This is a genomic window from Motiliproteus sediminis (assembly GCF_017912535.1).
Classification (GTDB): domain Bacteria; phylum Pseudomonadota; class Gammaproteobacteria; order Pseudomonadales; family Balneatricaceae; genus Motiliproteus; species Motiliproteus sediminis.
This window is the reverse complement of record NZ_JAERQK010000002.1, coordinates 71,463-95,777: the sequence shown is the minus strand read 5'-3', so window position 1 is coordinate 95,777 and position 24,315 is coordinate 71,463. Positions and strand designations below refer to the sequence as shown.

General features: G+C 59.4%; 23 protein-coding genes. 7 read left to right on the top strand and 16 right to left on the bottom strand.

What is annotated here, in order from left to right; translation table 11 throughout:
* Positions 1-87: 87 nt before the first annotated feature.
* Positions 88-1,221 carry a carboxylate-amine ligase gene (locus JJQ76_RS04825; protein WP_210395592.1) on the bottom strand — a complete coding sequence of 378 codons (1,134 nt, stop codon included), beginning with the start codon at positions 1,219-1,221 and terminating at the stop codon, positions 88-90.
* 31 nt (positions 1,222-1,252) lie between these two features.
* A complete protein-coding gene (locus JJQ76_RS04820) occupies positions 1,253-2,065 on the bottom strand; it encodes an N-formylglutamate amidohydrolase (protein ID WP_210395591.1) in 813 nt (270 codons plus the stop codon).
* 225 nt (positions 2,066-2,290) lie between these two features.
* On the opposite strand from JJQ76_RS04820, the gene JJQ76_RS04815 reads away from it, so the two are divergent.
* Positions 2,291-4,225: a methyl-accepting chemotaxis protein gene (locus JJQ76_RS04815; RefSeq protein WP_210395590.1), complete on the top strand. Its 1,935-nt coding sequence runs from the start codon at positions 2,291-2,293 to the stop codon at positions 4,223-4,225.
* 20 nt (positions 4,226-4,245) lie between these two features.
* Here the strand turns inward: JJQ76_RS04815 and ppk2 are convergent, their stop codons facing one another.
* The 12 genes from ppk2 to aroQ all read right to left on the bottom strand — a co-directional run bounded on the left by ppk2 (position 4,246) and on the right by aroQ (position 16,468).
* Positions 4,246-5,157 carry a polyphosphate kinase 2 gene (gene ppk2 / locus JJQ76_RS04810; RefSeq protein ID WP_246480297.1) on the bottom strand — a complete coding sequence of 304 codons (912 nt, stop codon included), beginning with the start codon at positions 5,155-5,157 and terminating at the stop codon, positions 4,246-4,248.
* A 137-nt stretch (positions 5,158-5,294) separates the two neighbouring features.
* Entirely contained in the window at positions 5,295-5,972 is a 678-nt protein-coding gene (locus JJQ76_RS04805) for an OmpW/AlkL family protein (protein ID WP_246480288.1), read from the bottom strand.
* Between the two features lie 227 nt (positions 5,973-6,199).
* Positions 6,200-7,726, bottom strand: a complete 1,527-nt coding sequence (locus JJQ76_RS04800; RefSeq protein WP_210395588.1) for a GGDEF domain-containing protein — start codon at positions 7,724-7,726, stop codon at positions 6,200-6,202.
* A gap of 144 nt (positions 7,727-7,870) precedes the next feature.
* Positions 7,871-9,154 (bottom strand): phosphoribosylamine--glycine ligase, encoded by a 1,284-nt coding sequence (gene purD, locus JJQ76_RS04795; RefSeq protein WP_210395587.1) that lies wholly within the window; start codon positions 9,152-9,154, stop codon positions 7,871-7,873.
* A 168-nt stretch (positions 9,155-9,322) separates the two neighbouring features.
* Positions 9,323-10,900, bottom strand: a complete 1,578-nt coding sequence (gene purH, locus JJQ76_RS04790) for a bifunctional phosphoribosylaminoimidazolecarboxamide formyltransferase/IMP cyclohydrolase (RefSeq protein ID WP_210395586.1) — start codon at positions 10,898-10,900, stop codon at positions 9,323-9,325.
* Between the two features lie 87 nt (positions 10,901-10,987).
* Positions 10,988-11,257, bottom strand: a complete 270-nt coding sequence (gene fis, locus JJQ76_RS04785) for a DNA-binding transcriptional regulator Fis (RefSeq protein ID WP_425515226.1) — start codon at positions 11,255-11,257, stop codon at positions 10,988-10,990.
* 56 nt (positions 11,258-11,313) lie between these two features.
* A complete protein-coding gene (gene dusB / locus JJQ76_RS04780) occupies positions 11,314-12,309 on the bottom strand; it encodes a tRNA dihydrouridine synthase DusB (protein WP_210395584.1) in 996 nt (331 codons plus the stop codon).
* Between the two features lie 114 nt (positions 12,310-12,423).
* Positions 12,424-13,161: a zinc-ribbon and DUF3426 domain-containing protein gene (locus JJQ76_RS04775; RefSeq protein WP_210395583.1), complete on the bottom strand. Its 738-nt coding sequence runs from the start codon at positions 13,159-13,161 to the stop codon at positions 12,424-12,426.
* A gap of 17 nt (positions 13,162-13,178) precedes the next feature.
* Complete coding sequence (gene prmA / locus JJQ76_RS04770) at positions 13,179-14,072, bottom strand: 50S ribosomal protein L11 methyltransferase (RefSeq protein ID WP_210395582.1); 894 nt, start codon at positions 14,070-14,072, stop codon at positions 13,179-13,181.
* A 96-nt stretch (positions 14,073-14,168) separates the two neighbouring features.
* The gene (gene accC / locus JJQ76_RS04765) at positions 14,169-15,509 is read right to left on the bottom strand and encodes an acetyl-CoA carboxylase biotin carboxylase subunit (protein ID WP_210395581.1); all 1,341 of its coding nucleotides are present in this window, start codon (positions 15,507-15,509) and stop codon (positions 14,169-14,171) included.
* 28 nt (positions 15,510-15,537) lie between these two features.
* Positions 15,538-15,993 (bottom strand): acetyl-CoA carboxylase biotin carboxyl carrier protein, encoded by a 456-nt coding sequence (gene accB, locus JJQ76_RS04760; protein WP_210395580.1) that lies wholly within the window; start codon positions 15,991-15,993, stop codon positions 15,538-15,540.
* A 31-nt stretch (positions 15,994-16,024) separates the two neighbouring features.
* Entirely contained in the window at positions 16,025-16,468 is a 444-nt protein-coding gene (gene aroQ, locus JJQ76_RS04755; RefSeq protein ID WP_210395579.1) for a type II 3-dehydroquinate dehydratase, read from the bottom strand.
* 221 nt (positions 16,469-16,689) lie between these two features.
* Between aroQ and JJQ76_RS04750 the strand changes: the two genes are divergently transcribed.
* Genes JJQ76_RS04750 through JJQ76_RS04735 form a run of 4 tightly spaced genes read left to right on the top strand, consistent with a single transcriptional unit; the run spans position 16,690 to position 20,333 of the window.
* Complete coding sequence (locus tag JJQ76_RS04750) at positions 16,690-17,523, top strand: hypothetical protein (protein WP_210395578.1); 834 nt, start codon at positions 16,690-16,692, stop codon at positions 17,521-17,523.
* Between the two features lie 53 nt (positions 17,524-17,576).
* Positions 17,577-18,341, top strand: coding sequence for a ParA family protein (locus JJQ76_RS04745; protein WP_210395577.1), 765 nt, complete (start codon positions 17,577-17,579; stop codon positions 18,339-18,341).
* 17 nt (positions 18,342-18,358) lie between these two features.
* Entirely contained in the window at positions 18,359-19,504 is a 1,146-nt protein-coding gene (locus JJQ76_RS04740) for an alkaline phosphatase family protein (RefSeq protein ID WP_210395576.1), read from the top strand.
* Between the two features lie 37 nt (positions 19,505-19,541).
* Positions 19,542-20,333: a DUF1207 domain-containing protein gene (locus tag JJQ76_RS04735; RefSeq protein WP_210395575.1), complete on the top strand. Its 792-nt coding sequence runs from the start codon at positions 19,542-19,544 to the stop codon at positions 20,331-20,333.
* 132 nt (positions 20,334-20,465) lie between these two features.
* On the opposite strand, the gene ppa is transcribed toward JJQ76_RS04735, so the two are convergent.
* Both ppa and JJQ76_RS04725 read right to left on the bottom strand, forming a co-directional pair.
* The gene (gene ppa / locus JJQ76_RS04730; protein WP_210395574.1) at positions 20,466-21,002 is read right to left on the bottom strand and encodes an inorganic diphosphatase; all 537 of its coding nucleotides are present in this window, start codon (positions 21,000-21,002) and stop codon (positions 20,466-20,468) included.
* Between the two features lie 95 nt (positions 21,003-21,097).
* On the bottom strand, positions 21,098-22,078 hold the full coding sequence (locus tag JJQ76_RS04725; RefSeq protein WP_210395573.1) for a class 1 fructose-bisphosphatase: 981 nt from the start codon (positions 22,076-22,078) through the stop codon (positions 21,098-21,100).
* 248 nt (positions 22,079-22,326) lie between these two features.
* Between JJQ76_RS04725 and mpl the strand changes: the two genes are divergently transcribed.
* Positions 22,327-23,691 carry a UDP-N-acetylmuramate:L-alanyl-gamma-D-glutamyl-meso-diaminopimelate ligase gene (mpl, locus tag JJQ76_RS04720; RefSeq protein WP_210395572.1) on the top strand — a complete coding sequence of 455 codons (1,365 nt, stop codon included), beginning with the start codon at positions 22,327-22,329 and terminating at the stop codon, positions 23,689-23,691.
* A complete protein-coding gene (locus tag JJQ76_RS04715; protein ID WP_210395571.1) occupies positions 23,688-24,305 on the top strand; it encodes a flavin prenyltransferase UbiX in 618 nt (205 codons plus the stop codon). Before mpl ends, JJQ76_RS04715 begins: the two co-directional genes overlap by 4 nt.
* The last annotated feature ends 10 nt before the right edge of the window (positions 24,306-24,315 follow it).

Below are 24,315 nucleotides of genomic sequence, written 5' to 3'. Positions count from 1 at the left end.
ATTGCGATTCACAAGGTTTGACAGCGGTGCAGTGCCGATGGTTGCTGGGTTTGCGGGTTTTACAACTATTTTACACGGACGGTGGTTCTAGCCGGCTTGGGTTTCCTCCACCAGCCAGTCCACCACCGCGTTGAGTGCTTGCTGGGCGCTGGCACCCTCAGACCGCGAGGCGGCATACAGGTTACGCTGCTGATCAGCGCTGGTACCGCGGTCAAGGATGGCACGGGCGGCGTTGATAGCGGTTTTGCAGTCCAGTTCTGTGGCGGCTTCGTCGAGCAGTTCAATCCACTCCTCCAGCAGTTCGTCGAACGGGACTTTCAGGCTCTGTCCAAAGTCGATCATGCCGGCCTCGGTACCATAACGCTGGGCGCGCCAGCGGTTCTCATGCACCAGCATGGGGGAGTACTGACGCCAGCGCTGGTTACGGCTGCGCAGGTTGTAGAGCATGCGCAGGGTGGCTTGAAACAGCGCCGCGATGGCGATAGCGTCATCAAGTCGGGTACAGACGTCGGTTATCCGCATCTCCAGAGTGGGGAAGCGGCAGGAAGGGCGCAGGTCCCACCACAGCATGCTGGCATCCTTGATCAGTCCGGTGGCGGTCAGAACATCTACGTGGCGCTGATACTCCGCATGGCTGCTGAAGTGATCGGGCAGACCGGTACGGGGTAACTCGTTGAAGACCGATAGTCGATAGGACTTGAGACCGGTGTCGTCACCGCCCCAAAAGGGCGATGAGGTACTGAGGGCGAGCAGGTGGGGCAGAAAATAGACGCACTGATTCATCAGATCGATGCGCAGGTCGTCGTCATGGATGCCAACATGAACGTGCATGCCACAGGTGACCAGGCGGCGAACCACTCCCTGCAGGTCTTCTGCCAGCAGGTCGTAGCGGGCCTGGGGGGTGTGCTGCTGATCGCTCCAGAAGGCGAACGGGTGGGTTGATGCGGCGATGATACCGAGGCCAAAGTGGCGAGCCACATCGGCCACCTGGTGGCGGAGGGAAAAGAGGCTGTCGCGGGCTTCCTTGACGCTGTTGCAGACCGGTGTGCCTATCTCAATCTGCGAGCGCAGAAATTCATGGGTCACCATGTTGGGTAAACGCTTGGCGCATGCCCGGAAGAGCGCCTCCGGCGGGTCGCCTGCCAGCTGCCGGGTTTCCAAGTCTACCAGCAGGTACTCCTCTTCTATTCCCAGGGTGAAATCTGTTGTCGACAGGTTCATGGTGGCACTCCCTGGATGGTAACGGCCGGCGTCAGTCGAACACCCTGACCTGATGCAGGTCGGGTTGCTGCAGCGTTTGCTGCAGTGCCTCGCTGAGCCAGTCAGCCCAGCGTTGGGTATCTTCGTAGCTTTGCAGCAGGTCCTGGCGGATTTCGATGGCGCAGTTGGGAAAGCCACGAAAGTGCCCGTGACGATCAATGGTGTGGGCGATCTCACGACCGGAATAGGGCTGGTTGTCGCCAATCACCAGGTGGTCGTGTTGACGCAGATGCTGCATCAGCGGGCGGGCAATGCGCGGATCCCGGTTCCACAGCATGCCTGCATGCCAGGGGCGAGGCTCGGAAGAGCCCTTCAGTGCCGGGGTGAAGGTGTGAATTGAAAACAGCGCGGGAGCGTCTACCAGATGCTGGAGCTCTTCCAGGCGGCCGCTGATCTCGTGATGGTAAGGCTGGTGGAGCTGATCAATTCGCTGCTGGCGCTGGGCGCGACTCAGGGCCTGATTGCCGGGTATCACCCTGCCGTCACTCTGCTCCGGAATGAGCGAAGGGTCATCGACTGTCGGGTCGCGATTGACATCGATCAGCAGGCGGGAATAGTTGGCCAGCACCGCCGGGCAGTTGAGCCTGAGTGCCAGTTGCAGGGTCAGGTCTGCGGCACCGATATCCCAAGCGATGTGATCGTGGAGCGCCTCCTGATTGAGACCGAGGCTATTGAGGTGCCGGGGGATGTAATTGGACGCGTGATCACACACCAGTAGCAGCGGCGTTGAGCCGGCACCGTTTTCGACCCGCACCGGCGGTGGATCGTTGCTGTCGATAAGACTGGGTAGCTGACCTAAAGTCATGGTACGGAGTCCTTGCGAGCTAAACCTTGGATAATTGCCGTTGATATCTGCTCACCACAGCCAGAGTGTAGCTATCTTTTTTAAGGCTTCATGAATTTAACGTTTGTTCAATAATTTAGTGCAAGGTGTTTGATATAGCGCAACTCATGATTGTGCGATTTGGTTACTATGAGCGCTCTCGGAAGGAACCGGATGCTCTTTTACTTACACAGGTTCTGACAACTCATGAAATCTCTTGCTTCTTATTTTAAAAGTCGCCTGCTGCTGCCCGTTATCGTGGCGGTATTGGTAATATCCGCGTTGCAGGTTGGGGTGGCGCTGCTGATGGCGCGTACCAGCGTTAATCAACTGGCCGATAATGTGGTCGCCAGCGGTGAGCAAGGTGGCGCTCGGCTATCGCAGCAGTTGCAACAGGCCAATGCTACTGTCGGTGGAGCGATGCAGCGGCTGGAGGAGGGCGTCAGCCGGTCGCTGGCACAGACGCTCCAGGAGCGTTTGGGTAGCGAGCAGCAACAGGTGCGCCAGACACTGGTTGATGCTGTGCACGGCAGTGCCGAAGCGCTGGCGCAGATGATGGCGCTGGTGGCGCCGGAGGCTATCTGGGACGGCGATTCACCCCGCCTGACAGAGTTTGTGCGCAACCTGCATCGTGATCCCCAGGTGGTTTTTGCCGGCTACTACGACGCCGATGGCAGTCCGCTGACCCGGTATCTCGACCGTACCAATGAGCAGGTCAAGACCTTTATCAAAACCGGTCAGGGCGCCAAGTCGCTCGATAAGGTGGTGGATGCGGCCAAGCGCGACCCCTCGGTATTTGTGGTGGATATGCCGATCAACCCCAAGGGGGCGGTAATCGGCCGTTTTGTACTGGGCGTTTCCGAAGCGGCGGCCTTTGCGGAAGCCGACGCGCTGAATCAACGCTTTGCGCAGTTGATCCAGCAAACCGGCCAGGGGGTGGCTGCCATTATCGCCGCAGAGGCTGATCAAGCGGGGGCTGAGCTACAACAGAGCCTGGCTCAGGCGGCGGAGGTTAACCGCGCCACCGGTGAAGATCTGCAGCAGGTGATTAACGCCGAATCCGCAGGGCTGATGGGGCGGCTGACCAGCGGACAGATTGTAATGGCGCTGCTGCTGGTGGTGGCGTTGGTGATGGTGATGAGCTGGCGCATCACGTCCAAGATCCGCACTTTAACTCTGGCGCTGGAAGATCTGGCCGCCGGTGATGGCGACCTGACCCATCGTATAACCATCGATAGTCGTGACGAAATTGCCGATATGGCTGCGGCGGTTAATCAGTTTGTGGCCAAGACTCAAGGCATAGTGCAGTCAGCCAACAAGGCCGCAGACGATACGGTGGCCCATATTCACACTATGGATGAGGTTTCTCAGCAGGCCAGTGAGGCGGCCCAGCGCCAGCATCAGCAGGTCGGCCAAGTCTCCCAGGCGATGGGTGAGATGGTCTCCACTATTCATCAGGTGGCCGAGCGGATCCAGCAAAACCTCGGTCACGTGGATCAGATTCGTACCGCCAGCGGTGAAGCCAGCTCTATCTCCAGCGAGGTGAAACGCAGTATTCAGGAGCTGGTGGACGAGGTTAAGCATGCCGCATCGGTGGTCAACAGTGTCGAGGCGCATAGCGGCAAGATCGAGGAGGTGCTTAACATGATCACCGCCATTGCCGACCAGACCAATCTGCTGGCGCTGAATGCCGCCATCGAAGCCGCGCGCGCCGGCGACCTGGGGCGTGGATTTGCGGTGGTGGCGGATGAGGTGCGAGCGTTAGCGAGCAAGACTCAAGAGAGTACCGCGGATATCCGTGCGCGAATCGATGAGCTGCAGCAGGCCTCCAAGGAGGCGGTTACGGTGATCGACAAGGCGTCGGTTCAGGCGCAGTCCGGAATTACCGCGATAGAAGCCTCTGACGAACGGATGCACGCGGTGTCCGAGTCGGTACAGGGTCTGTTTGACCTTACCAACGATATCGCGGCGATGGCGGAGGAGCAGTCCCAGGTTAGCAGTGACGTCAATGCCAGCGTTGACCAGATCCGCATCGATGGTGATACCACGGCCGAGGCTGTCAGGCAGAATCGCACCGCTACCGATGAGCTGGGGGCGTTGTCTCGCTCACTCAAGCAGACGCTGTCACAGTTCAAGGTCTGACCTGATCGCGGCTGGCTGTTTTAAGGCAGCTCGTCGCGCACCGTTTTTACGATTCGACGGTCGAGTTCAAGCAGGGAGTGGTCTTTGCCGCTGTATTCGAACTGGCTGAGCAGGTAGCGGATACAGTTGATTCGTGCACGTTTCTTGTCATCTGACTTGATGATGATCCAGGGTGACTCGGGAATGGAGGTGTAAAAGAACATGTCCTCCTTCGCGCGTGAGTAATCGTCCCATTTGTCTTGGGACTCTTTGTCGATGGGGCTCAGCTTCCATTGCTTCAGCGGATCGGTTTCGCGTTTTTTAAACCGGCGTTGCTGCTCGGACTTGCTCACCGAGAACCAGAACTTCAGCAGGTGAATGCCGGAACTGAGCAGCAGTTTTTCAAAGTCCGGTGTGGCGTGAAGGTGAGCGATGACCTGCGCCTGAGTAGCGAAGTTCATCACCCGCTCGACCCCCGCGCGGTTGTACCAACTGCGGTCAAACAACACGATCTCTCCCCCCGCCGGCAGGTGGCTGACATAGCGCTGGAAGTACCATTGTGTTTGTTCGCGTTCGCTCGGTTTTTCCAATGCAACGACCCGACAGCCGCGAGGGTTGAGGTGCTCGATAACCCGTTTGATGGTGCCACCCTTGCCAGCAGCGTCGCGACCTTCGAACAGACAGCATACCTTGATGTTGTTTTCCTTGACCCAGTTCTGCAGCTTCAATAGCTCCACGTGAAGTGGTGCGATCAGCTCAAGGTATTCGCTGTTTTTTAGCTTTGGTAGCGATTTGCGGCGGTCTTTGCCCTCTTCAGGGTGGTCTCCGCGCTCTTCGAACTTGCTGTGTTTGCGGATGCTGATGCTACCCACTTCAGTTTTGGGCTGCATCGACTCGATGGCGATCTCCTCTTGTTCCAGCAGTGTGCTGTCACTCGTACGTGCTTTACTCATGAGAGGCCCTTCTAAGCTTTTGTTATTGTTTTCGATAGGCTAGATGGAGCAGTGACACAATGCAATTGGTTGTGCTTCACGTGAAAAAACCGGCGCTCGCCCAGGGGGCGACGCGCCGGTCAGCTGCCGGGGCAGGCTTAGAACTTGTAACCCACCGACAGGGTGGAGACGAACGGGTCGATATCGACATCGACGTGGCTATTCTGGCCACCCAGTTTGAAGTCGGCCGTGGTGTCGATATCGATGTAGCGGATCGAACCGTTCACCATCCAGTGTTCGTTGAGCATGTAGTCGGCACCGATTTGCACTGCCAGGCCAAAGGAGTCATCCAGCTTCAGGTCGCTGAAGCCTTGGGACTTACGGCTTGCCTCGAAATCCTCTTCAAAGAAGGTGGTGTAGTTCAGGCCCACTCCTACATAGGGTTGCAATGCTGCATCGGCCTGAGCGAAGTAGTAAAGCACGCTCAGGGTTGGCGGCAGATGCTTGGTTGAACCCAGGGCGCCATTCCCGAGCGACAGATTGTCGTTTTGCAGGTTGATATCGTGGCTGAAGGGTGTTGCTGCCAGCAATTCAACCGCGATTTTGGGGCTGTAAAAGTAAACCAGGTTGATACCCAATTGGGTATCGCTGCTGACGCCCACTTCAAGCTGGGTAGTGCCCAGGCTGCCGAACTCCGTATAAACCTTGCCACTATCATCATTTGGCGCGACATGGGTCAGGCCGCCGCGCAGAACGATGTCACCGCTTTCAAAAGCCATCGCTGCCGGACTGGACAGGGCGATCGCGGTTGCCGCACACCAGATTGCTTTTTTCATCATCGTCTCCTTGATGTTGCATAAGCGAAAATATTAACCATGGCTAAATTGTGTATTTATGACAAAGGTCAGCGCAAGTGCGGAGTGATAAAATAGGAAATATTCCTAGCATGCTGATTTAAAAGGATTAATGATATTGATAGTGGTATTGACCTGGGCGACAAAAGTGACAAATGGTAATTATAGCGATGCTGAAGGAGATGTTGCGCTGCCGTTCGTGGAGGAGTTCAGCCGCGCTGGTTGGCCTTGTCCAGATACATTCGCCGGTCAGCGATGGCGAACAGTGATTCGGCGTTGTCGCCATCATCAGGATAAAGTGCCGCCCCGGCGCTGAGGCTAACGCTGACCGGGCCTACGCTGAGGTTAAACGGTGTTTCAAAGGCGGCTTTGAGCTTGCTGATCGTGTAGTCGGCGCCGGCACTGCTGCATACCGAAGGGAGGAGCACGACAAACTCATCGCCGTGAATCCGCGATACCGTGTCACCGCTGCGCAGTGCTCTCAACAGGCGCTGGCTCGCCTGAATCAACAACTCGTCACCGGTATCGTGGCCGAAGGTGTCGTTGATCGTTTTAAAGTTGTCGAAGTCCACGTAGCAGATGGCGGCCTGCTTGTGTTCCCGTTGGCACTGGATCAGGCTGCGTTCGACCCGGTCCATCAGCAGGTTGATGTTGGGTAGACCGGTCAGTGTGTCGTAGTGAGCCTGACCGATCACCTCCTGGATAAAGCCCAACTCCGAGCGCATCTGGATGACGCTGCGCCGCATTAGGTAGATAAAGATGCCGGTGAGCAGCAGGATGCAGAGTAATACGGTGCTGATGAGCCGGATATTCAGTACGCTCCAGGGGGGCATGTACTGGACCTTCATGGACAAGGGCTGGGAACTGCTGCTGAGCCGGTGGTGCAGGGTGAGTGCGGGAAGCAGACTTGCGGACAGGCGCTCAGGCTGGTGAGGGTGCAACAGGTTGTCTATCTCTATTCCACCATCGCTTGCCGGGTGGGTGATGGTGATCGTCCAGTCGGCCTGCTCTCTTATTGAAGGGGTGATGAGATCTATCAGGCGGATGGCGGCGATGGCGATAAAGGGTGTAGGGCTGGATGCCCCTTTTCCGCCAACGTCGAAGGGTCGATAGAGCAGGTAGCCAAGCTCGCCTTCGAGAAAATGGAACAGCTCCGAGGCGTCCTGCTTGCCGCTGCGTATGGCGCGGTAGAGGCCCTGTTGATGCACCGGGCTGGTGCTGGTCAGATCGAGCCCCAGCACATCTGTAACCCCCGGCAGGTGGGGGGCGATAAAAGTGATGGGGTAGTAGCTGTCGCGGTCAGTTATCGGTAAAACGGTGCGGGAGCTGGCGTAATCAAAACGGTGTATGGCGAACTCGGCGCCTGTCCTGCGGCGCATCTTACGCTCGAACGACTGCCGTTCGAAGGCGGGTACATACTCGGCAAGCTCTAGCATGTAGAGCTCCGGATAGTGTTCAAGAATCGTATTAGCGAAGCGACGGGCTTTGTCGTAATCAAGGCTTGGGTGGGTTTGCAGGTGTTGGGCAAAGCCCTCGAGACAGATTTCGAACGTTTTTGCTTTAAGATCCGCTTCGCGGAACAGCTCCTTGGCATCCCTGACGAACTCGTCACGGATTCGTTCGACCTCGGCGGTGGCAGTTACAAAGAGTATGACCGCGACCAGGGTGGCGTAGAGCAGCAAAAGAGGTAACAGGCGCTTCAGCACGCTTGGGTATTGGTGGGCGCCAGAATCCATGGCTATGTGTACTCCGATTCACCTTGCGGCAAGCTATCGATTTTACCGGAGCGGAGCGATCTGGAGGCTAGGATAATCTCCTAATTTGGATGATCTTGTGATAAATATCACCAAGCCCCGTCATGCGGGGCTTGGTGATATTGGCTAGCCGTTTTCGCGGGCGATGGCGCGGTAGGCGATATCGTTGCGGTAGTAAACGCCGTTCCAGTCGATCTGCTTCACCAGCTCGTAAGCGCGCTGCTGAGCATCGGTAACGCTGTTGCCCATGGCGGTGGCGCAGAGCACACGGCCACCGGCGGTGACCACCTGGCCATCCTTGTCGGCGGTGCCGGCGTGAAACACCTTGCTGCCTTCGGCTTCGCTGGTGGGCAGGCTGATGACATCCCCCTTGGGGTAATCACCGGGGTAGCCTTTGGCGGCCAGTACCACGCCGACGGCGGGACGCGGGTCCCACTCGGCGCTGGTTTGATCCAGGCGCCGGGCCAGCGCGGCTTGGCAGAGTTCCACCAGGCTGCTCTTGAGGCGCAGCATGATCGGCTGGGTTTCCGGATCACCGAAACGGCAGTTGTACTCGATCACCTTGGGGGTGCCGTCAGCCATGATCATCAGGCCGGCATAGAGGAAACCGGTGTAGGGGTTGCCTTCGGCAGCCATGCCGCGCACGGTGGGCATGATCACCTCGTTCATGATGCGGGCGTCGATCTCCGCGGTCACCACTGGAGCGGGTGAGTAGGCGCCCATGCCGCCGGTGTTGGGACCGGAATCGCCATCGCCGACACGCTTGTGGTCCTGGCTGGTGGCCATCGGCAGCACGTTGTCACCGTCCACCATCACGATGTAGCTGGCTTCTTCGCCGTCGAGGAACTCTTCGATCACCACGCGGCAGCCGGCGTCGCCAAAGGCGTTACCGGAGAGCATGTCGGTCACCGCCGCTTCCGCTTCATCCAGCGTCATCGCCACGATCACGCCCTTGCCAGCAGCGAGACCGTCGGCCTTGACCACGATCGGTGCGCCTTTCTCGCGCAGGTACGCGAGTGCGGGTTCGACTTCGGTAAAGTTCTGGTACTCGGCAGTCGGGATCTGCTGGCGGGCGAGGAAGTCCTTGGTAAAGGCCTTGGAACCTTCCAGCTGCGCGGCTCCCGCTGAAGGGCCGAAGCAGGCCAGGCCCGCGGCTTCGAACTTGTCGACCACGCCGGCCACCAGCGGTGCTTCCGGACCGACGATGGTCAGGCCAACGCGGTTATCCTGGGCGAAGGCAACCAGTTGGTCCAGCGCCATCACGTCGATGGCGACATTCTCGAGCTTCGGTTCGCGCGCAGTGCCGGCGTTACCCGGTGCCACGTAAACGGTTTCAACGCGTGGATCTTTGGCGGCCTGCCAGGCCAGGGCGTGTTCACGACCACCGCTACCGATAACCAGAACTTTCATCTTTTTTCCTCGCAAAATCTGACCAGTAAATTAATCGGGAGTCTGGGCTTCGCGAGCCAAGGTCAGGCTAGGCGAAAGCCGGTGAAGAAGCGCAGCCTACTGAAGTAGGTGAGCATTCTGAACCGGCTTTCAACGATGCATGGCCGAGCGCAGTAGCCCAGAAATCGATTAATGGCGGAAGTGGCGCATCCCGGTAAACACCATGGCGATTCCGGCTTCGTTCGCCGCCGCAATCACCTCTTCATCGCGCATGGAGCCGCCCGGCTGGATCACCGCGGTGATACCGGCTGCGGCGGCGGCGTCGATGCCGTCGCGGAAGGGGAAGAAGGCGTCGGAGGCCATGACTGAGCCGGGGACTTCCAGGCCTTCGTCGGCGGCCTTGATGCCGGCGATCTTGGCGCTGTAGACGCGGCTCATCTGGCCGGCGCCGACGCCGATGGTCTGGCCGTTCTTGGCGTAGACGATGGCGTTGGATTTAACGTACTTGGCCACCTGCCAGGCAAACAGCAGGTCGCGCAACTCCTGTTCGGTGGGTTCGCGCTCGGAAACCACTTTCAGTTCGCTGGCATCGACCATGCCGAGGTCGTTGTCCTGCACCAACAGGCCGCCGTTGACCCGCTTGTAATCGAAGGAGGTGGGGCGCTCGGCATCCCACTGGCCGCACTCCAATAGGCGCACATTGGGCTTGGCAGCCACCACGTCGGAGGCTTCCTGAGTGACGGTCGGGGCGATGATCACTTCAACGAATTGACGCTCGATGATGGCGCGGGCGGTGGCGCCATCCAGCTCACGGTTGAAGGCGATGATGCCGCCAAACGCGGAGGTGGGGTCGGTCGCGTAGGCCAGGTCATAAGCCTCCAGAATGTTGTCGCCGATGGCCACGCCACAGGGATTGGCGTGCTTGACGATCACACAGGCGGGCTCACGGAACGGCTTGACGCATTCCAGTGCCGCGTCGGTATCAGCCACGTTGTTGTAGGACAGCTCCTTGCCCTGCAACTGGTGGGCGGTGGAGACGCTCGGTTCCGCCGGATTCTGCTCGACGTAAAAAGCCGCACGTTGGTGCGGGTTTTCGCCGTAGCGCATCTCCTGCGCCTTGATGAACTGGGTGTTGAAAGTGCGCGGGAAGGTGTTGGGAGCGTCTTCACCCACGCGGCAGCCGAGGTAGTTGGCGATGGCACCGTCGTAGGCTGCGGTGTGCTCGAACGCCTGTACGGCGAGGTCAAAGCGGGTGGCTTGAGACAGGGCGCCGCCGTTGGCTTTCATCTCATTCAGCACCACGTCGTAGCTGTCGGCGTTGACGACGATGGCAACGAAGGCGTTGTTCTTGGCCGCGGAGCGCACCATGGTCGGGCCGCCGATGTCGATGTTTTCGATCGCCAGCGGCAGGGTGCAGTCCTCACGGGCGATGGTCTGTTCGAACGGATAGAGGTTGACCACTACCATGTCGATGGGATTGATGCCGTGCTCGCTCATCACCGCATCGTCCTGACCGCGACGGCCGAGGATGCCACCGTGTACTTTGGGGTGCAGGGTCTTGACCCGGCCATCCATCATCTCGGGGAAGCCGGTGTAATCGGACACTTCCACGGCATCAACGCCGCTATCACGCAGCAGTTTGTAAGTGCCGCCAGTGGAGAGGATCTCGACGCCCTGAGCCGCCAGGGCCTGAGCAAACTCGACGATGCCGGTTTTATCGGAAACGCTGATCAGCGCGCGTCGTACGGGGATGAGGGATTGGGTCATGTGTCGGTGCCGGTTTGGGTTTGCAAAAGTAAATTCTGAAAGTGCAAAAGGCCGCGGGCGTGCGCCGGCGACCAAATTTGGTGGTGGTTACAGCATGTCGTACTGTTTGAGCTTCTTGCGCAGGGTGCCGCGGTTAAGGCCCAGTAGCTCGGAGGCCTTGGTCTGGTTATCGCGGGTGTAGCGCATTACTGCTTCCAGCAGCGGCGCCTCGATCTCCGCCAGCACCATCTGATAAACCTCGGTAGCAGGCTGGCCGTCCAGTTGCTGGAAGTAGTGCTGCATCGCCTCGGCAACGCTGTCACGCAGGCGCTTGGGTTGCTGGGTAGGCTCGTTGGCCGCGGTTTCTGCCAGTTGAATCGGCTGTTCCTGAAGAGAATCGTTCACGTTTTGTAAGTTACCTAGTGCCATTGTCGTCATGCCGCTTGTGTATCCTGAGACTGCAGACCGGCGAAGAATGCGCCGATAGCCTGAAGTTGTTCGTCTTTCGATTCCAGTGCGACAAACCGCTGTCTGAATGCTTTGGCTGACTCGCCTGCAACGGCGGTCAGATACCAACCCAGGTGCTTGCGCGCAATGCGTACACCCAGATAGTCACCGTAGAACTGGTGCAGTGCCTGAATATGCCCCACCAGCAGCGTTTCTATCTCTGCGTGATCTGGGGCTGGCAGGCGTTCGCCGGTGGCCAGATAGTGGTTTATCTCCCGGAAGATCCAGGGTTGCCCTTGTGCTGCCCGACCAATCATTACTGCATCGGCACCGGTGTAAGCCAGTACTTCGGCCGCCTTTTCCGGTGAGGTGATGTCACCATTGGCGAACACCGGCAGTGAGGTCGCTGCCTTGATCGCCGCGATGGTGTCGTACTCCGCTTCGCCCCGGTAGCCGCAGGCGCGGGTGCGCCCGTGGACCGCCAGTGCCTGGATGCCGCACTGCTCGGCGATACGCGCGATGCGCAGGCCGTTGCGATTGTCGGTATCCCAGCCGGTACGAATCTTCAGGGTCACCGGCACCTCAACGGCAGCTACCACCGTTTCGAGAATATCGGCCACCAGAGCCTCGTCGCGAAGCAGGGCTGAGCCCGCTGCCTTGTTGCACACCTTTTTTGCCGGGCATCCCATGTTGATATCAACGATCTGGGCGCCCTGTTCGACATTCAGGCGTGCCGCCTCGGCCAGCATGGCCGGATCTCCGCCGGCGATCTGGACGATGCGTGGTGCGGCTTCCCCCTCGTGGTTGAGTCGAAAGCGAGACTTGCGACTGTTCCAGAGGCGTTTGTCGGCCGTCACCATTTCGGACACCGCCAACCCCGCACCCAGTTGGCGGCAGAGCTGACGGAAAGGTCGGTCCGTCACGCCGGCCATGGGCGCGAGAATAGTGCGGCTGTCGATACGATAAGGACCGATGCTGTACACGTGGGCTCGAATTCAGGCTGAAAAATTGGATCGGGTCAGGTGGTACGGTTGCCCGTACACAGAACCGCCAATGATACCCTCTGGGGCGGTCGTGGAAAAGGAAAAAGACCCCTTTTAACCTTCGCTCAGGTGAGCCGGAACCAGTTCCAGCTGGTAGCCGGGGCTGGGCGTCGCCGGTGCGGCGAGTTCCAGATGTAGTTGCACGGTTTTATTGCGGGGCATCAACGACTCGCTATTAAAGTCGCTGCGCAGGTAGTCGCGCGGATGGATGATACGCGCCTCCGTAGGGCGGCCATCCAGAGTCTGGAATACCAGCTTAAGTGCCGGGAAGGGTTGCTCGAATCTGGCGCGGTTCTCCAGTAGCAGGTCGATGGCCAGCGCGCCGTCGCGGCGGGGGTGGTCGCGCACTATCAGACGATGGCTGACGATGGCTGCGATATCAGTGGCCGGGCGAAGATTACAGCTTATCCGCTGGCACAGTAGCTGGTAGAGAGGGGCCAGACGCGGATCGGCCGCGAGGCGGTCCCGCTCGAACCAGGCGTACTGGGCCAGGGCGAAAAGGAGGCCGGTGAGCGTGGTCAGGGTCCAGAATGCAGCTACCCAGGGTGATCGTTTGCGCGGCAATGCCATCAACAGCACGGGTTCTGCGTCAAGGGCGTCAATCGGGGAGGCGGCGGGTCGGCCGTGTCTTTCAGGCAACTCGGGAATAGAGGTTTCGAGGTGGCTGGTGGCGGAAAAGATGGCCTCGCACTTGCCGCAACGGGCGAGGCCATCAGCGGTATGCAGCTGTTCCAGTGTGATCTGGAAGCGGGTGAAGCAGCAGGGGCATTGGGTGATCAGGCGCTGGTGCATGAGGCCGGCAAGTCCGTTTAACGACGCGTGCCGCTGATTCTAACCCACTCGTCACGAGTTACCACCGGTTCCAGTTCGAACCAGGGGCTGTAAGCTTCGACCACGGCTGCCGCCTGGGTGTCGAGGATGCCGGAAAGCGCCAGTCGGCCGCCCGGTTTGACCAGTGCCTTGAGAGTCGGTGCAAGTTCCTGCAGTGGACCGGCGAGAATATTCGCTACCAGCAGGTCCGCCGGCGCGCAGGCTAGCTTGTCCGGGTAATCCAGCTTGATGCTGTCGGCATCGATGCCGTTGCGACTGGCGTTGTCGCGGGTGGCTTGCAATGCTTGTGGATCGATATCGGTGGCGTTCAGCTCGGCGGCGCCCAGCAGCAGCGCGGCGATACCGAGAATACCGGAGCCGCAACCGTAATCGATCACCGACTTGCCGTTGAGGTCTTCCGCTTCCAGCCATTCGAGGCAGAGGGCGGTGGTCGGGTGGGTACCGGTACCGAATGCCAGGCCCGGGTCCAGCATCAGGTTGGCGGCATCGGGGTCCGGAACCTCCTTCCAGCTGGGGCAGACCCACAGTCGTTGACCGAAACGCATGGGGTGAAAACTGTCCATCCACTCGCGTTCCCAGTCCTTGTCTTCGAGGATCTCAAACTTGGCCCGGGTTAGCGACAGCTCTGGCGCCAGTCGGCTGTGGGCGGCAGCGATCTCCAGCTGGATGGTGGTGACGTCACTCTCGGCATCGAACAGGCCGATAATGCGGGTGGCATCCCACAGCGGGGTGGTGCCCAGCTGCGGCTCAAACAGCGGCTGGTCGGCGGCGTCTTCCAGCGTGACGGCGCAGGCGCCAGCCTCCAGCAGCAGGTCTTCATAGTCGCTGGCCAGTGCCGGCGGGATGTCCATTTTCATCTGTAACCAGGGCATGGTCGGGTCGCTCTCGGTCAAAAGTCATGCGGATAAAACAACAAAGCCTCTTTGCCGTCGCGCGGCAAAGAGGCTTGGGGAGTGCTCAGTCCGGCATCACAGGCCGAGCTTCTTCTCCAGATAGTGAATGTTCACCCCACCCTTGCCAAAGTTGGCGTCGCGGCAGATCTCCTGCTGCAACGGGATATTGGTGCGGATGCCATCAATTACCATCTCTTCCAGCGCGCATTCCATGCGGGTCAGCGCTGTTTCACGGTCCGAACCGTGGGTGATCAGTTTGGCAATCAGCGAATCGTAATAGGGGGGTACGGTATAGCCGCTATAGAGGTGCGAGTCGACGCGTACTCCCAGACCGCCGGGGGCGTGGAAGTAGTTGACCTTGCCCGGGCTCGGCAGGAAGGTCTTGGGGTCTTCGGCGTTGATGCGGCATTCGAACGCATGACCGTTGAGCTTGACGTCCTCCTGCTTGATGCTCAGGGGGTGGCCGCTGGCGATCTTCAGCTGCTCCTTGACGATGTCGACCCCGGTAACCATTTCCGTCACCGGGTGCTCCACCTGAACACGGGTGTTCATCTCGATGAAGTAGAATCCGCCGTCTTCGTACAGGAACTCAAAGGTGCCGGCACCGCGATAACCGATCTCGATACAGGCATCGACACAGCTCTTGAGTACGCGTGCGCGAGCCGCTTCATCGATGTGGGGCGCGGGGGCTTCCTCAACCACTTTCTGGTGACGGCGCTGCATGGAGCAGTCGCGATCAAACAGATGGATGGCGTTGCCCTGGCCGTCTGCCAGTACCTGTACCTCAACGTGGCGCGGGTTTTCCAGATACTTTTCGAGGTAAACGGTGTCGTCACCAAAGGCGGCCTTCGCCTCATTCTGGGTGACATGCATGGAGCTGATCAGCGACGCCTCGGTATGGACTACGCGCATACCGCGACCACCACCACCGGCGGCGGCCTTGATGATGACCGGATAGCCGATTTCACGGGCAATACGCATGGTGCGCTGGTTGTCGTCGGTCAACGGGCCATCGGAGCCGGGAACGGTAGGGACGCCGGCCTTCTTCATCGCCTCGATGGCGGACACCTTGTCGCCCATCAGGCGGATAGTGTCGGCCCTGGGGCCGATAAAGACAAAGCCGCTGTTCTCGACCTGTTCGGCGAAATCGGCGTTTTCAGCCAGAAACCCGTAGCCCGGGTGGATCGCCACCGCATCGGTCACTTCGCCGGCTGAGATCAGGCTGGGAATGTTGAGGTAACTGTCTTTTGACGCGTTGGGGCCGATGCAGACCGCTTCGTCGGCGAGACGAACGTGCAGCAGGTCCCGGTCAACCTGCGAATGAACCGCAACGGTCTTGATGCCCAGCTCGCGGCAGGCCCTCAGGATTCGTAGTGCGATTTCACCCCGGTTGGCAATGATAACTTTATCTAGCATAGCGATGCCTTTTGGCTGAGAACCTGAATTAACCGATGGTGACCAGCGGCTGGTCGTATTCGACCGGCTCACCGTCGTCCGCCAGAATGGCCAGGATAGTGCCTGACTTGTCGGCTTCGATCTGGTTCATCATTTTCATCGCTTCAACGATGCAGATAGGGTCGCCCGCTTTGACCTGTTTGCCCACTTCAACGAAGGCCGCCGCACCCGGAGACGGGGAGCGGTAGAAGGTGCCGACCATCGGTGAACGAACAACGTGTCCTTCCAGAGCCGGCTCGGCCGGCGCGGCTGCCGGCGCAGCGGGAGCGGCGACAGGTGCAGGGGCGGCAACGGCAACCGGAGCCGGCGCAGCCGCAACGGGAGCGGGAACAACGCTGGAGGTGCGGCTGATGCGTACCGACTCCTCGCCTTCCTTGATCTCGATTTCGTTGATGTCGCTTTCTTCCAGCAGTTCGATCAATTTTTTGACTTTACGGATGTCCATGATGCTTCTCTAAAACGAACGGTTGTAACGATTAGTGATCTGCCAGCCGGCTGATGGCCGCCTGCAGTGCGAATTCGTACCCCTGCGTACCCAGGCCGCAAATGACTCCTTCCGCAATATCGGAAAAGTAGGAGTGGTGACGGAAAGGTTCGCGTCGGTGCACATTGGAAAGATGGATTTCAATAAACGGAATCGCCACGCCGGCCAGAGCGTCGCGCAGGGCAACGCTGGTGTGGGTGAACGCTGCCGGGTTGATCAGGATGAAGGCCACCTGATCCTGTTGTGCCTGATGTACGCGCTCCACCAGCTGATGCTCGGCGTTGCTTTGGTAGCAATCGAGCTGATGGCCGGCCCCTTCTGCCTGCCGGGTGACGGAACGCTCGATATCTGCCAGGGTGGTTGCCCCGTAGATTTCAGGTTCGCGGGTGCCCAGTAGGTTCAGGTTGGGTCCGTTGATCAACAGGATGCGGGCCATTAAATCGCCTTGAATGGGTTGCGTGACACGTCGAGCGGGCTAGTTTGCCAGCATTGCAAAGGGCTGTCCAGACAGCTAAACGTTTTTGATCTTTTCACGGTAGTTAGCGTCACAATGGCTGCATTTTAGTCGGTTTTTTTTGACTTGGCGCAGGGTTTTTGAGGCTGTTTGGTGGGCTTGCTGCCGTGTTAGCATGAGCGCTCGGTCGTGGGGAGATTTATATGCGCAGATTTTTGGCTTCGGTGGTGGTGCTCGGGGCGGTTTTCCTGCTGGGCGGGTGTGCCTCGTCACCGCCGTCGGAACCGCTGGTGGTGGAGGCGTCTGTCGGTGCGTCAGCGCGCGGCGATAGGGCGCGTGCCGCCGCCGCTGCGCTATCTGCTGAGCAGATCCAGCGGGTGCTGATGCTGCTGGATCGGGCGGAGCAGTCGATGAAAGCCCGCCGTTATACCTCGCCCCTGGGGAACAATGCCTGGGAAGACTATCGCGAGGTGATAGCGCTGTTGCCGGAGCATGAAGAGGCCATTACGGGGCTGAGAAAAATCGCTGACAGCTATGTGGATTGGGGTTATGCTGCGTTGCGAGAAGGGCAGTACGAGTCGGCTCGCAGCTACCTGAGCAGGGCGACCATGGTGATGCCGGATCACCCGGCGATCGCGGGGTTGAAGGCGGCTATTCCCAAGCGTCAGCCAAGCGTCGCCAAGGTCCGTCAACCGGTGGTTGCAGCGCCTCCGGCTCAATCTGCGAAACCGGCCCCGGCGGCACCTGAGCCCGCGGTGGCTGAGCCTCCTGTTGTCGCCATTCCCGTTGAGGATAGTGCGCAGTCACAACTGGCGATCAACCGGCGCGAACTTCGCCGCCGCAGTGGTGATTTGAAGGCGCAACTGGCGGGTTTTGCCGATCTGATCGAAGCGCGTAACTCACGGGTCACCATAGAGGCGCCGACGGATGCTGACGGTCGCTGGCTCTATCAGCGCCTCAATGACCGCCGGGAAGAGTACCGAATCCGGGCTAATTTCCGGATTAGCGAGCAGCCGCGTATTCGGTTGCTGGACTGATAGTCGAGACAACAGCCCTCAGCGGGCGCGATCAAGGGATGGGAGAGTGTTCGATGCGTAGAGTGGTCTTCAACCAGAAGGGTGGAGTGGGTAAATCCAGCATCGCGGCTAATCTGGCTGCCATCAGTGCCAGTCGCGGTAAGCGTACTCTGCTCGTGGATCTCGACCCCCAGTGCAACGCCAGTCAGTACCTGCTCGGTGAAGGGGTGAATCATGTTGAACATGATGTGATGGGCTTTTTCGAGCAGAGCCTCACCTTTCGCCTTAACGGCAGCGGCTTTGAGGCCTATGTCACCGCAACGCCATTCGAAAACCTGCATCTGGTGGCTTCCAACCCGGCGCTCGGAGATCTCCACGCCAAGCTTGAAGCCAAGCACAAGATCTACAAACTACGCGAAGCATTGGACAGCCTGGAAGGCTACGATGCTGTCTATATTGATACCCCGCCGGCGTTTAACTTTTATACCTTGTCGGCACTGGTGGCGGCCAAGGGGTGTTTGATTCCGTTTGACTGCGATGAGTTCTCTCGCCAGGCGCTTTATGCCTTGTTGGAAAACGTGCAGGAAACTCAGTTGGACCATAACCCTGAGCTGCATGTCGAGGGTATCGTGGTCAACCAGTTCCAGCCGCGGGCATCGTTGCCGCAGCGAATCGTTGACGGGCTGCGCGAAGACAACCTGCCTGTGCTTGATACCTATATCTCCAGCTCCGTGAAGATGAAGGAATCCCACAACGAAAGCGTACCGCTGATCCATTACGCGCCCAAGCACAAGCTGACGCAGGAGTTTGTGGCGCTGTTCGAGGCGTTGGAGCGCTGACCAACTATAATCGGGCGATGCTTAAACCCGATTATCACCGCTCGATCGTCAATCTGATCTCCGCGCTTGCTGGTACCCATGCGCCAGCAGCGGAGCTTTATCCCCCGCTTGCAAGCCTTGCTGATGCCCGTCTAGACCAGCGTCCGGTAGTGCTGCTGGTTATCGACGGTCTTGGCGACCGTTGGTTGCAGCAGTATCCGGGCAGCTTTCTCGCCCGTCACCGCAGAGAGCGTTTGACGTCGGTGTTTCCCACTACCACTGCTGCCGCCGTAACCGCGCTGGCGTTGGGCGTACCTGCACAGCAGCATGGTATCCCCGGCTGGTTTACCTATCTGCGCGAGTTGGGAGGGGTGGTGATGCCGCTGCCTTTCATGCCGCGGGGCGGGTCAACGAGCTTTGCCGAGCAGGGCGTCAGGGCGGAAAGCATGCTCGGCTGTCAGCCGCTGCTGCCGCGACTGTGGCGCTCGGTCAGCGTGGCTCAGCCGGCTTATATCGCTGATTCGCCCTACTCGGTGGCGCTGTTCGGCGACGTGCCGCGGCGGCCGCACCGGTCGCTGGCGCAGTTCTTTCAGCAGCTGCAAAGTGCCGCTCGCGAGGACTCAGGGGTTTGGGTTTGGGGTTACTGGACCGAGCTGGACGCTTTGGGGCATCAGTTTGGCATCAACAGCCCTGAAGTAGCCGCCCATTTTGCCGAACTCGATAGCGGGATTCGGCGCCTTGCCGAGGATCTGGCGGGGACGGATACGCTACTGTTGGTTACCGCTGATCATGGCTTGGTCGATACGTCGCCGGCCGAGACAGTGATGCTCAGCCGGCATCCGCAGCTCCAGGATCTGCTTGCTTTGCCGCTGTGTGGTGAACCGCGCGCCGCTTTTTGTTATCTGCGTGAAGGTTGTGGCGATGCTTTCGATGATTATCTGCGCAGCGAGCTACCGGCAATCGATAATTACTCCAGCGAGCAGTTAATGGATCAAGGGCTGTTTGGGCTGGGAGTGCCGATGGCCGAGCTGGGACGCCGCATCGGTGATCGTATTCTGTTGCCCCGGGAGCGCTGGGTGGTGCGGGATACGCTGCTCCAAGAGCATTTCCACCCCATGATCGGGGTGCACGGCGGGCTCAGCGAAGATGAACTATATGTACCGCTGATCCGTTGCGAGCCTTGAGTCGCAGGTATAACACTGATCTTGGTGAGGAGGTGTCGTGGCCAGACGAGGTAAGGCAGGTTGCTATGGGGTGTTGGCGGTCTTTGCTCTGGGGGGCGCCGTTGATGTTCATGCCGCTGCCGAAACGGTGGCTTGGCAATGGGAGTTTGATCCCAATGATCAACCCTACCCCGCCTATGTGGCGGATCCGCGTCGGCCTCGAATGCAGGTGGCCGCCGGCTTGATCGATAGCACGATTGCTGAAACGTCAGCCGCGCGGATCGTACTCGATGCCGGCACCCGCTACACTTTATTCCGGGCTATTGATCCGTCAGGGAACGAATGGTCTATCGACATGGAAGGCGGGCTGTTTACCCAGTTTGATGCCGGTAATTCGTTGGATGCGGTTGGTTGGGACGGAGTGTATGGCCTGTTCGGTGTTTATGACTGGCACGACACCATCGCACTGCGTGTCGGCTACAAGCATTTGTCGGCGCATCTCGGTGATGAATACATCGAATCTACCGGGCGCAAGCGAGTTGGGTATACCCGTGATGCACTCGCGGTCGGTGTTGCATGGACCTGGAAGCAAAACTGGCAAAGTTACGTCGAGCCGAGCTGGGCGTTTGGTATGGGCAATGAAAAGCGTCAGCAACGCGCGGCGCTGGAAGGCGGTGTCCAGTATCAGGGCGGTTTTGAGCATTGGGGCAGAAGGGCTGCTTTCTATGGCGGCCTCCATGTGAGGAGTTTTGCTGAAACCGACTGGGAGCCCGGCGTGAGCCTGCAGCTAGGATACCTGGTCAAACGCGATGCCAGCAGCACCGATGTGCGTCTGAGTCTCGAGTTATAGAGCGGGCGGGCTATTCTGGGGGAGTTCGCGCTGGATAGTGACGATAATTACGTTATTTTGGGCGCGACTTTTGACTTTTATTGAGCAAATAAAAAGCCCGGCTGATCGGCCGGGCTTGTGGCGGATGGCTGTTTATTTCCCCGCTTCGTAGGTTTTAACGCCTGCTTCGATGGCCGCACGCGCGGCGGCGGCATCGGACCAGCCTTCAACCTTGACCCACTTGCCCGGTTCCAGCGTCTTGTAGTTTTCGAAGAAGTGCTTGATCTGGTCACGCAACAGTTGCGGAATATCCTCGACATCCTGCATGTGACCGTACTCCTTGCACAGTTTTTCGTGCGGCACGGCCACCAGCTTGGCGTCTTCGCCGGCTTCGTCGGTCATGTTGAGAATGCCCACCGGACGGCAACGGATCACCGAGCCGGTCAGTACCGGGTGCGGAGCGATAACCAGCACGTCAACCGGGTCGCCGTCGTCGGCCAGGGTGTTGTTGATATAGCCGTAGTTGGCTGGGTAGAACATCGGAGCGGTCATGAAACGGTCGACCATGACGCAATCGCAGTCCTTGTCGATCTCGTATTTGACCGGTACAGCGGCGTTGGCCGGAATCTCGACGATAACGTAGATATCGTTCGGCAGGTCTTTGCCCGCGGGGACTTTCTGGAAGCTCATCTGTGCCTATTCCTTGAACGTGAATGATTGGGGATGTCACGCATTATAGAAGAGGCGTGACATTAACCCAATAAGACCAAGGAAGGTAGTCGGAATTAGTTGGCGTCGGCTTCCTCGTGGTAACGCTGTACCACATCCACCTCTTCACGCGAGCCCAGCACCACGGATACCCGCTGGTGAATCTGGGTCGGCTGCACCTCCATAATCCGCTGGCGGGTATTGATGCTGCGACCGCCGGCCTGTTCAATCAGCATGCTCATGGGGTTGCCCTCGTACATCAACCGCAGCTTGCCCGGCTTGTGGGGCTCGCGGTTGTCCCAGGGGTACATGAACACGCCGCCGCGGGTAAGGATGCGATGCACTTCCGCCACCATGGAGGCGATCCAACGCATGTTGTAACGTTTGCCGCGCGGGCCCTCTTCGCCCTGAAGCAGGTCGGCAATATAACGCTGCACCGGCGCTTCCCAGAAGCGCTGATTGGACATGTTGATGGCGAACTCTTTGGTGGTTTCCGGCACCCGCACGTTTTCACGGGTCAGATAGAATTCACCGTTGTGGCCCAGGGTGAACATGTGGACGCCCTTACCGGTGGTGATGGCCAGGATGCAGGAGGGGCCGTAAAGCACATAGCCGGCGGCAACCTGCTTGTCGCCCGGCTGCAGGAAGGCTTCTTCCTCGTCGCCGTGGCAGTCAGCCGGGGCTTCCAGAATGGAGAAAATGGTGCCCACGGTGACATTGATGTCGATGTTGGATGAGCCATCCAGCGGATCGAAGGCAACCAGAAAACGGCCGTCAGGATTGCAGGCGACCGGCAGGTCTTCCTCTTCAGATGCCAGGCCACGCACCAGATGGCATTCGTCCAGGTCATGCTTGAGCAGGTCGTTGGCGAGTACGTCCAGCTTCTTCTGCGTTTCGCCCTGAACATTTTCCTGCTCGGTCTCGCCAAGGACACCGGCCAGTGCACCGTCGTGCAATTTGGCGTTGACCTCTTTGCAGGCGGACATCATCAGGTTGATCAGTTCGACCAGTTCGGTGTCGGTGTTGTATTGCTTCAGAAATTGGGTAAGCCGGAGCATTGATTTGCCTTTGATTGAGCGGGTGTTTCGGAGTGAAAACTCGAGTCGATCGCGACGGTGCGTTGCGGGTCAAAAAATGAGCTGTGCATGATACGTGAAGCTCGTCGCCATTGCATATGAAATTCGGTAATTTATGACACAAATCGGGCAATTTGAACTTAGCCTAGCAGAGCGTTTCTGATCCTGTTCAACCGGCATTGCGCGAGCTGGTATTATTGCTCCCCTTAACCACAGGCTTCAGGTTGTTCATGCATCTTCATATTCTTGGTATCTGCGGTACTTTTATGGGCAGTCTGGCGCTGCTGGCCAAAGAGTTGGGTCATCGTGTCAGCGGCTGTGACGCCAACGTCTACCCCCCCATGAGCACTCAACTCGAACAGCAGGGGATCGAACTATTGCCGGGCTATCTGCCCGAGCACCTCGATCCGCAACCGGACCTCGTCATTGTGGGCAATGCGCTGTCGCGAGGTAATCCCTGCGTCGAATACGTACTGGATCAGAATATTCCTTACACCTCTGGCCCTGAGTGGCTGGCCCGTGAAGTGCTGCAGCAGCGCTGGGTGCTGGCAGTAGCCGGTACCCACGGCAAGACCACCACCAGCAGCATGCTGGCCTGGATTCTGGAGCATGCCGGCATGGCCCCCGGGTTTCTGATCGGCGGAGTGCCCGGCAACTTCGGCCTTTCGGCGCGCCTGGGGGATACGCCGTTTTTCGTGGTCGAAGCAGATGAATACGACACTGCCTTTTTCGACAAGCGCTCCAAGTTCGTTCACTACCGCCCGCGCACCGCGATTCTGAATAACCTCGAATTCGACCACGCCGACATTTTTGACAATCTGGCGGCGATCGAGCGGCAGTTCCACCATCTGGTGCGTACCGTGCCGGCGTCCGGGCAGTTGGTAGTTGCCGGTGCCGATCCCAATCTGGCGCGGGTGCTGGAGCAGGGCTGCTGGACGCCGGTGGTGCGCTTTGGCAGTGACCGGCAGTCGGACTGGCAGGCGCGCCTGCTGCAGGATGACGGCAGCCGCTTCGAGGCGTGGTTGAACGGCGAGCGGGTGGCGACGGTCGACTGGGACCAGAGTGGTCAGCATTCGGTGATGAACGGGCTGGCTGCCATGGCGGCGGCGCGCCACGTCGGTGTAGTGCCGGCGCTGGCCGCTGACGCATTGTCTTGCTTTCAGGGGGTCAAGCGGCGAATGGAAAAGGTTGGTGAAGCGGCCGGCTTGACCGTTTACGACGATTTTGCCCACCATCCAACGGCCATCGCCACCACTCTGGCGGGCGCTCGCGCACGGTTGGGGGGCGCGCCGCTGCTGGCGGTGATCGAACCACGCTCCAATACCATGCGCCTGGGTACCCATCGTGACCTGTTGGCACCCAGCGTGGCCAGCGCCGACCGCGTATTCTGGTATCAGCCGCCGGGGCTGGACTGGGCGCTGCAACCAGTGGTGGATGACAGTCCGGTGCCGGCGGCGGTCTACGATTCCGTCGATGCTATCATTGAGGCTGTGAAGGCCTATCGGCACAGCGGGGGGCACGTGGTGATCATGAGTAATGGCGGTTTTGACGGTATCCACGCCAAGCTGATGGCGGCGCTGGAGGCGGCGCCATGAGCGCGCCCACTCAAGTGACCGTGGCTCTGACCGGCGCGTCCGGCGCGCAGTACGGGCTGCGTCTGATCCAGTGCCTGGTCGCGGCCGATGTCGGCGTCTACGTGATGGTGTCCAAGGCGGCGCAGGTGGTGGTCGCCACTGAAACCGAGCTGTCGCTGCCGGCTGACAGCACCAAGGCGGAAGCCTATCTGAGCGAGCTGTACGGAGCCGGTCCCGGACAGATACGGGTGTTTTCCCGCGAGCAGTGGATGGCGCCGGTGGCCTCCGGTTCCGGATCGCCCTCGGCCACGGTGGTCTGCCCCTGCAGCACGGGGAGTCTGTCGGCGTTTGCTACGGGTGCCAGCAATAACCTGATCGAACGCGCCGTGGACGTGGCGCTGAAAGAGCGCCGACAGTTGATCCTGGTGCCGCGTGAAGCACCTTACTCGGAGATTCATCTGGAAAACATGCTGCGCCTGACCCGCATGGGTGCGGTGATCCTGCCCGCCAGTCCCGGTTTCTACCAGAAACCGCAAAGCGTCGAGGCAATGATCGATTTTGTGGTGGCGCGGATTCTCGATCATCTCGGCGTGGCGCAAACCTTGCTGCCGCGCTGGGGTGAACCGTCAGCATGATTCGCCTCTG

Bases quoted from the DNA above. Each gene is read 5' to 3' on its own strand.
- accC (WP_210395581.1), bottom strand. From the start codon at position 15,509: ATGCTAGATAAAGTTATCATTGCCAACCGGGGTGAAATCGCACTACGA.
- JJQ76_RS04750 (WP_210395578.1), top strand. From the start codon at position 16,690: ATGCGCAGATTTTTGGCTTCGGTGGTGGTGCTCGGGGCGGTTTTCCTG.
- JJQ76_RS04820 (WP_210395591.1), bottom strand. From the start codon at position 2,065: ATGACTTTAGGTCAGCTACCCAGTCTTATCGACAGCAACGATCCACCG.
- mpl (WP_210395572.1), top strand. From the start codon at position 22,327: ATGCATCTTCATATTCTTGGTATCTGCGGTACTTTTATGGGCAGTCTG.
- JJQ76_RS04745 (WP_210395577.1), top strand. From the start codon at position 17,577: ATGCGTAGAGTGGTCTTCAACCAGAAGGGTGGAGTGGGTAAATCCAGC.
- prmA (WP_210395582.1), bottom strand. From the start codon at position 14,072: ATGCCCTGGTTACAGATGAAAATGGACATCCCGCCGGCACTGGCCAGC.
- JJQ76_RS04775 (WP_210395583.1), bottom strand. From the start codon at position 13,161: ATGCACCAGCGCCTGATCACCCAATGCCCCTGCTGCTTCACCCGCTTC.
- JJQ76_RS04800 (WP_210395588.1), bottom strand. From the start codon at position 7,726: ATGGATTCTGGCGCCCACCAATACCCAAGCGTGCTGAAGCGCCTGTTA.
- JJQ76_RS04725 (WP_210395573.1), bottom strand. From the start codon at position 22,078: ATGCTCCGGCTTACCCAATTTCTGAAGCAATACAACACCGACACCGAA.
- purD (WP_210395587.1), bottom strand. From the start codon at position 9,154: ATGAAAGTTCTGGTTATCGGTAGCGGTGGTCGTGAACACGCCCTGGCC.
- ppa (WP_210395574.1), bottom strand. From the start codon at position 21,002: ATGAGCTTCCAGAAAGTCCCCGCGGGCAAAGACCTGCCGAACGATATC.
- JJQ76_RS04740 (WP_210395576.1), top strand. From the start codon at position 18,359: ATGCTTAAACCCGATTATCACCGCTCGATCGTCAATCTGATCTCCGCG.
- JJQ76_RS04815 (WP_210395590.1), top strand. From the start codon at position 2,291: ATGAAATCTCTTGCTTCTTATTTTAAAAGTCGCCTGCTGCTGCCCGTT.
- JJQ76_RS04805 (WP_246480288.1), bottom strand. From the start codon at position 5,972: ATGAAAAAAGCAATCTGGTGTGCGGCAACCGCGATCGCCCTGTCCAGT.
- JJQ76_RS04715 (WP_210395571.1), top strand. From the start codon at position 23,688: ATGAGCGCGCCCACTCAAGTGACCGTGGCTCTGACCGGCGCGTCCGGC.
- accB (WP_210395580.1), bottom strand. From the start codon at position 15,993: ATGGACATCCGTAAAGTCAAAAAATTGATCGAACTGCTGGAAGAAAGC.
- JJQ76_RS04825 (WP_210395592.1), bottom strand. From the start codon at position 1,221: ATGAACCTGTCGACAACAGATTTCACCCTGGGAATAGAAGAGGAGTAC.
- ppk2 (WP_246480297.1), bottom strand. From the start codon at position 5,157: ATGAGTAAAGCACGTACGAGTGACAGCACACTGCTGGAACAAGAGGAG.
- purH (WP_210395586.1), bottom strand. From the start codon at position 10,900: ATGACCCAATCCCTCATCCCCGTACGACGCGCGCTGATCAGCGTTTCC.
- aroQ (WP_210395579.1), bottom strand. From the start codon at position 16,468: ATGGCCCGCATCCTGTTGATCAACGGACCCAACCTGAACCTACTGGGC.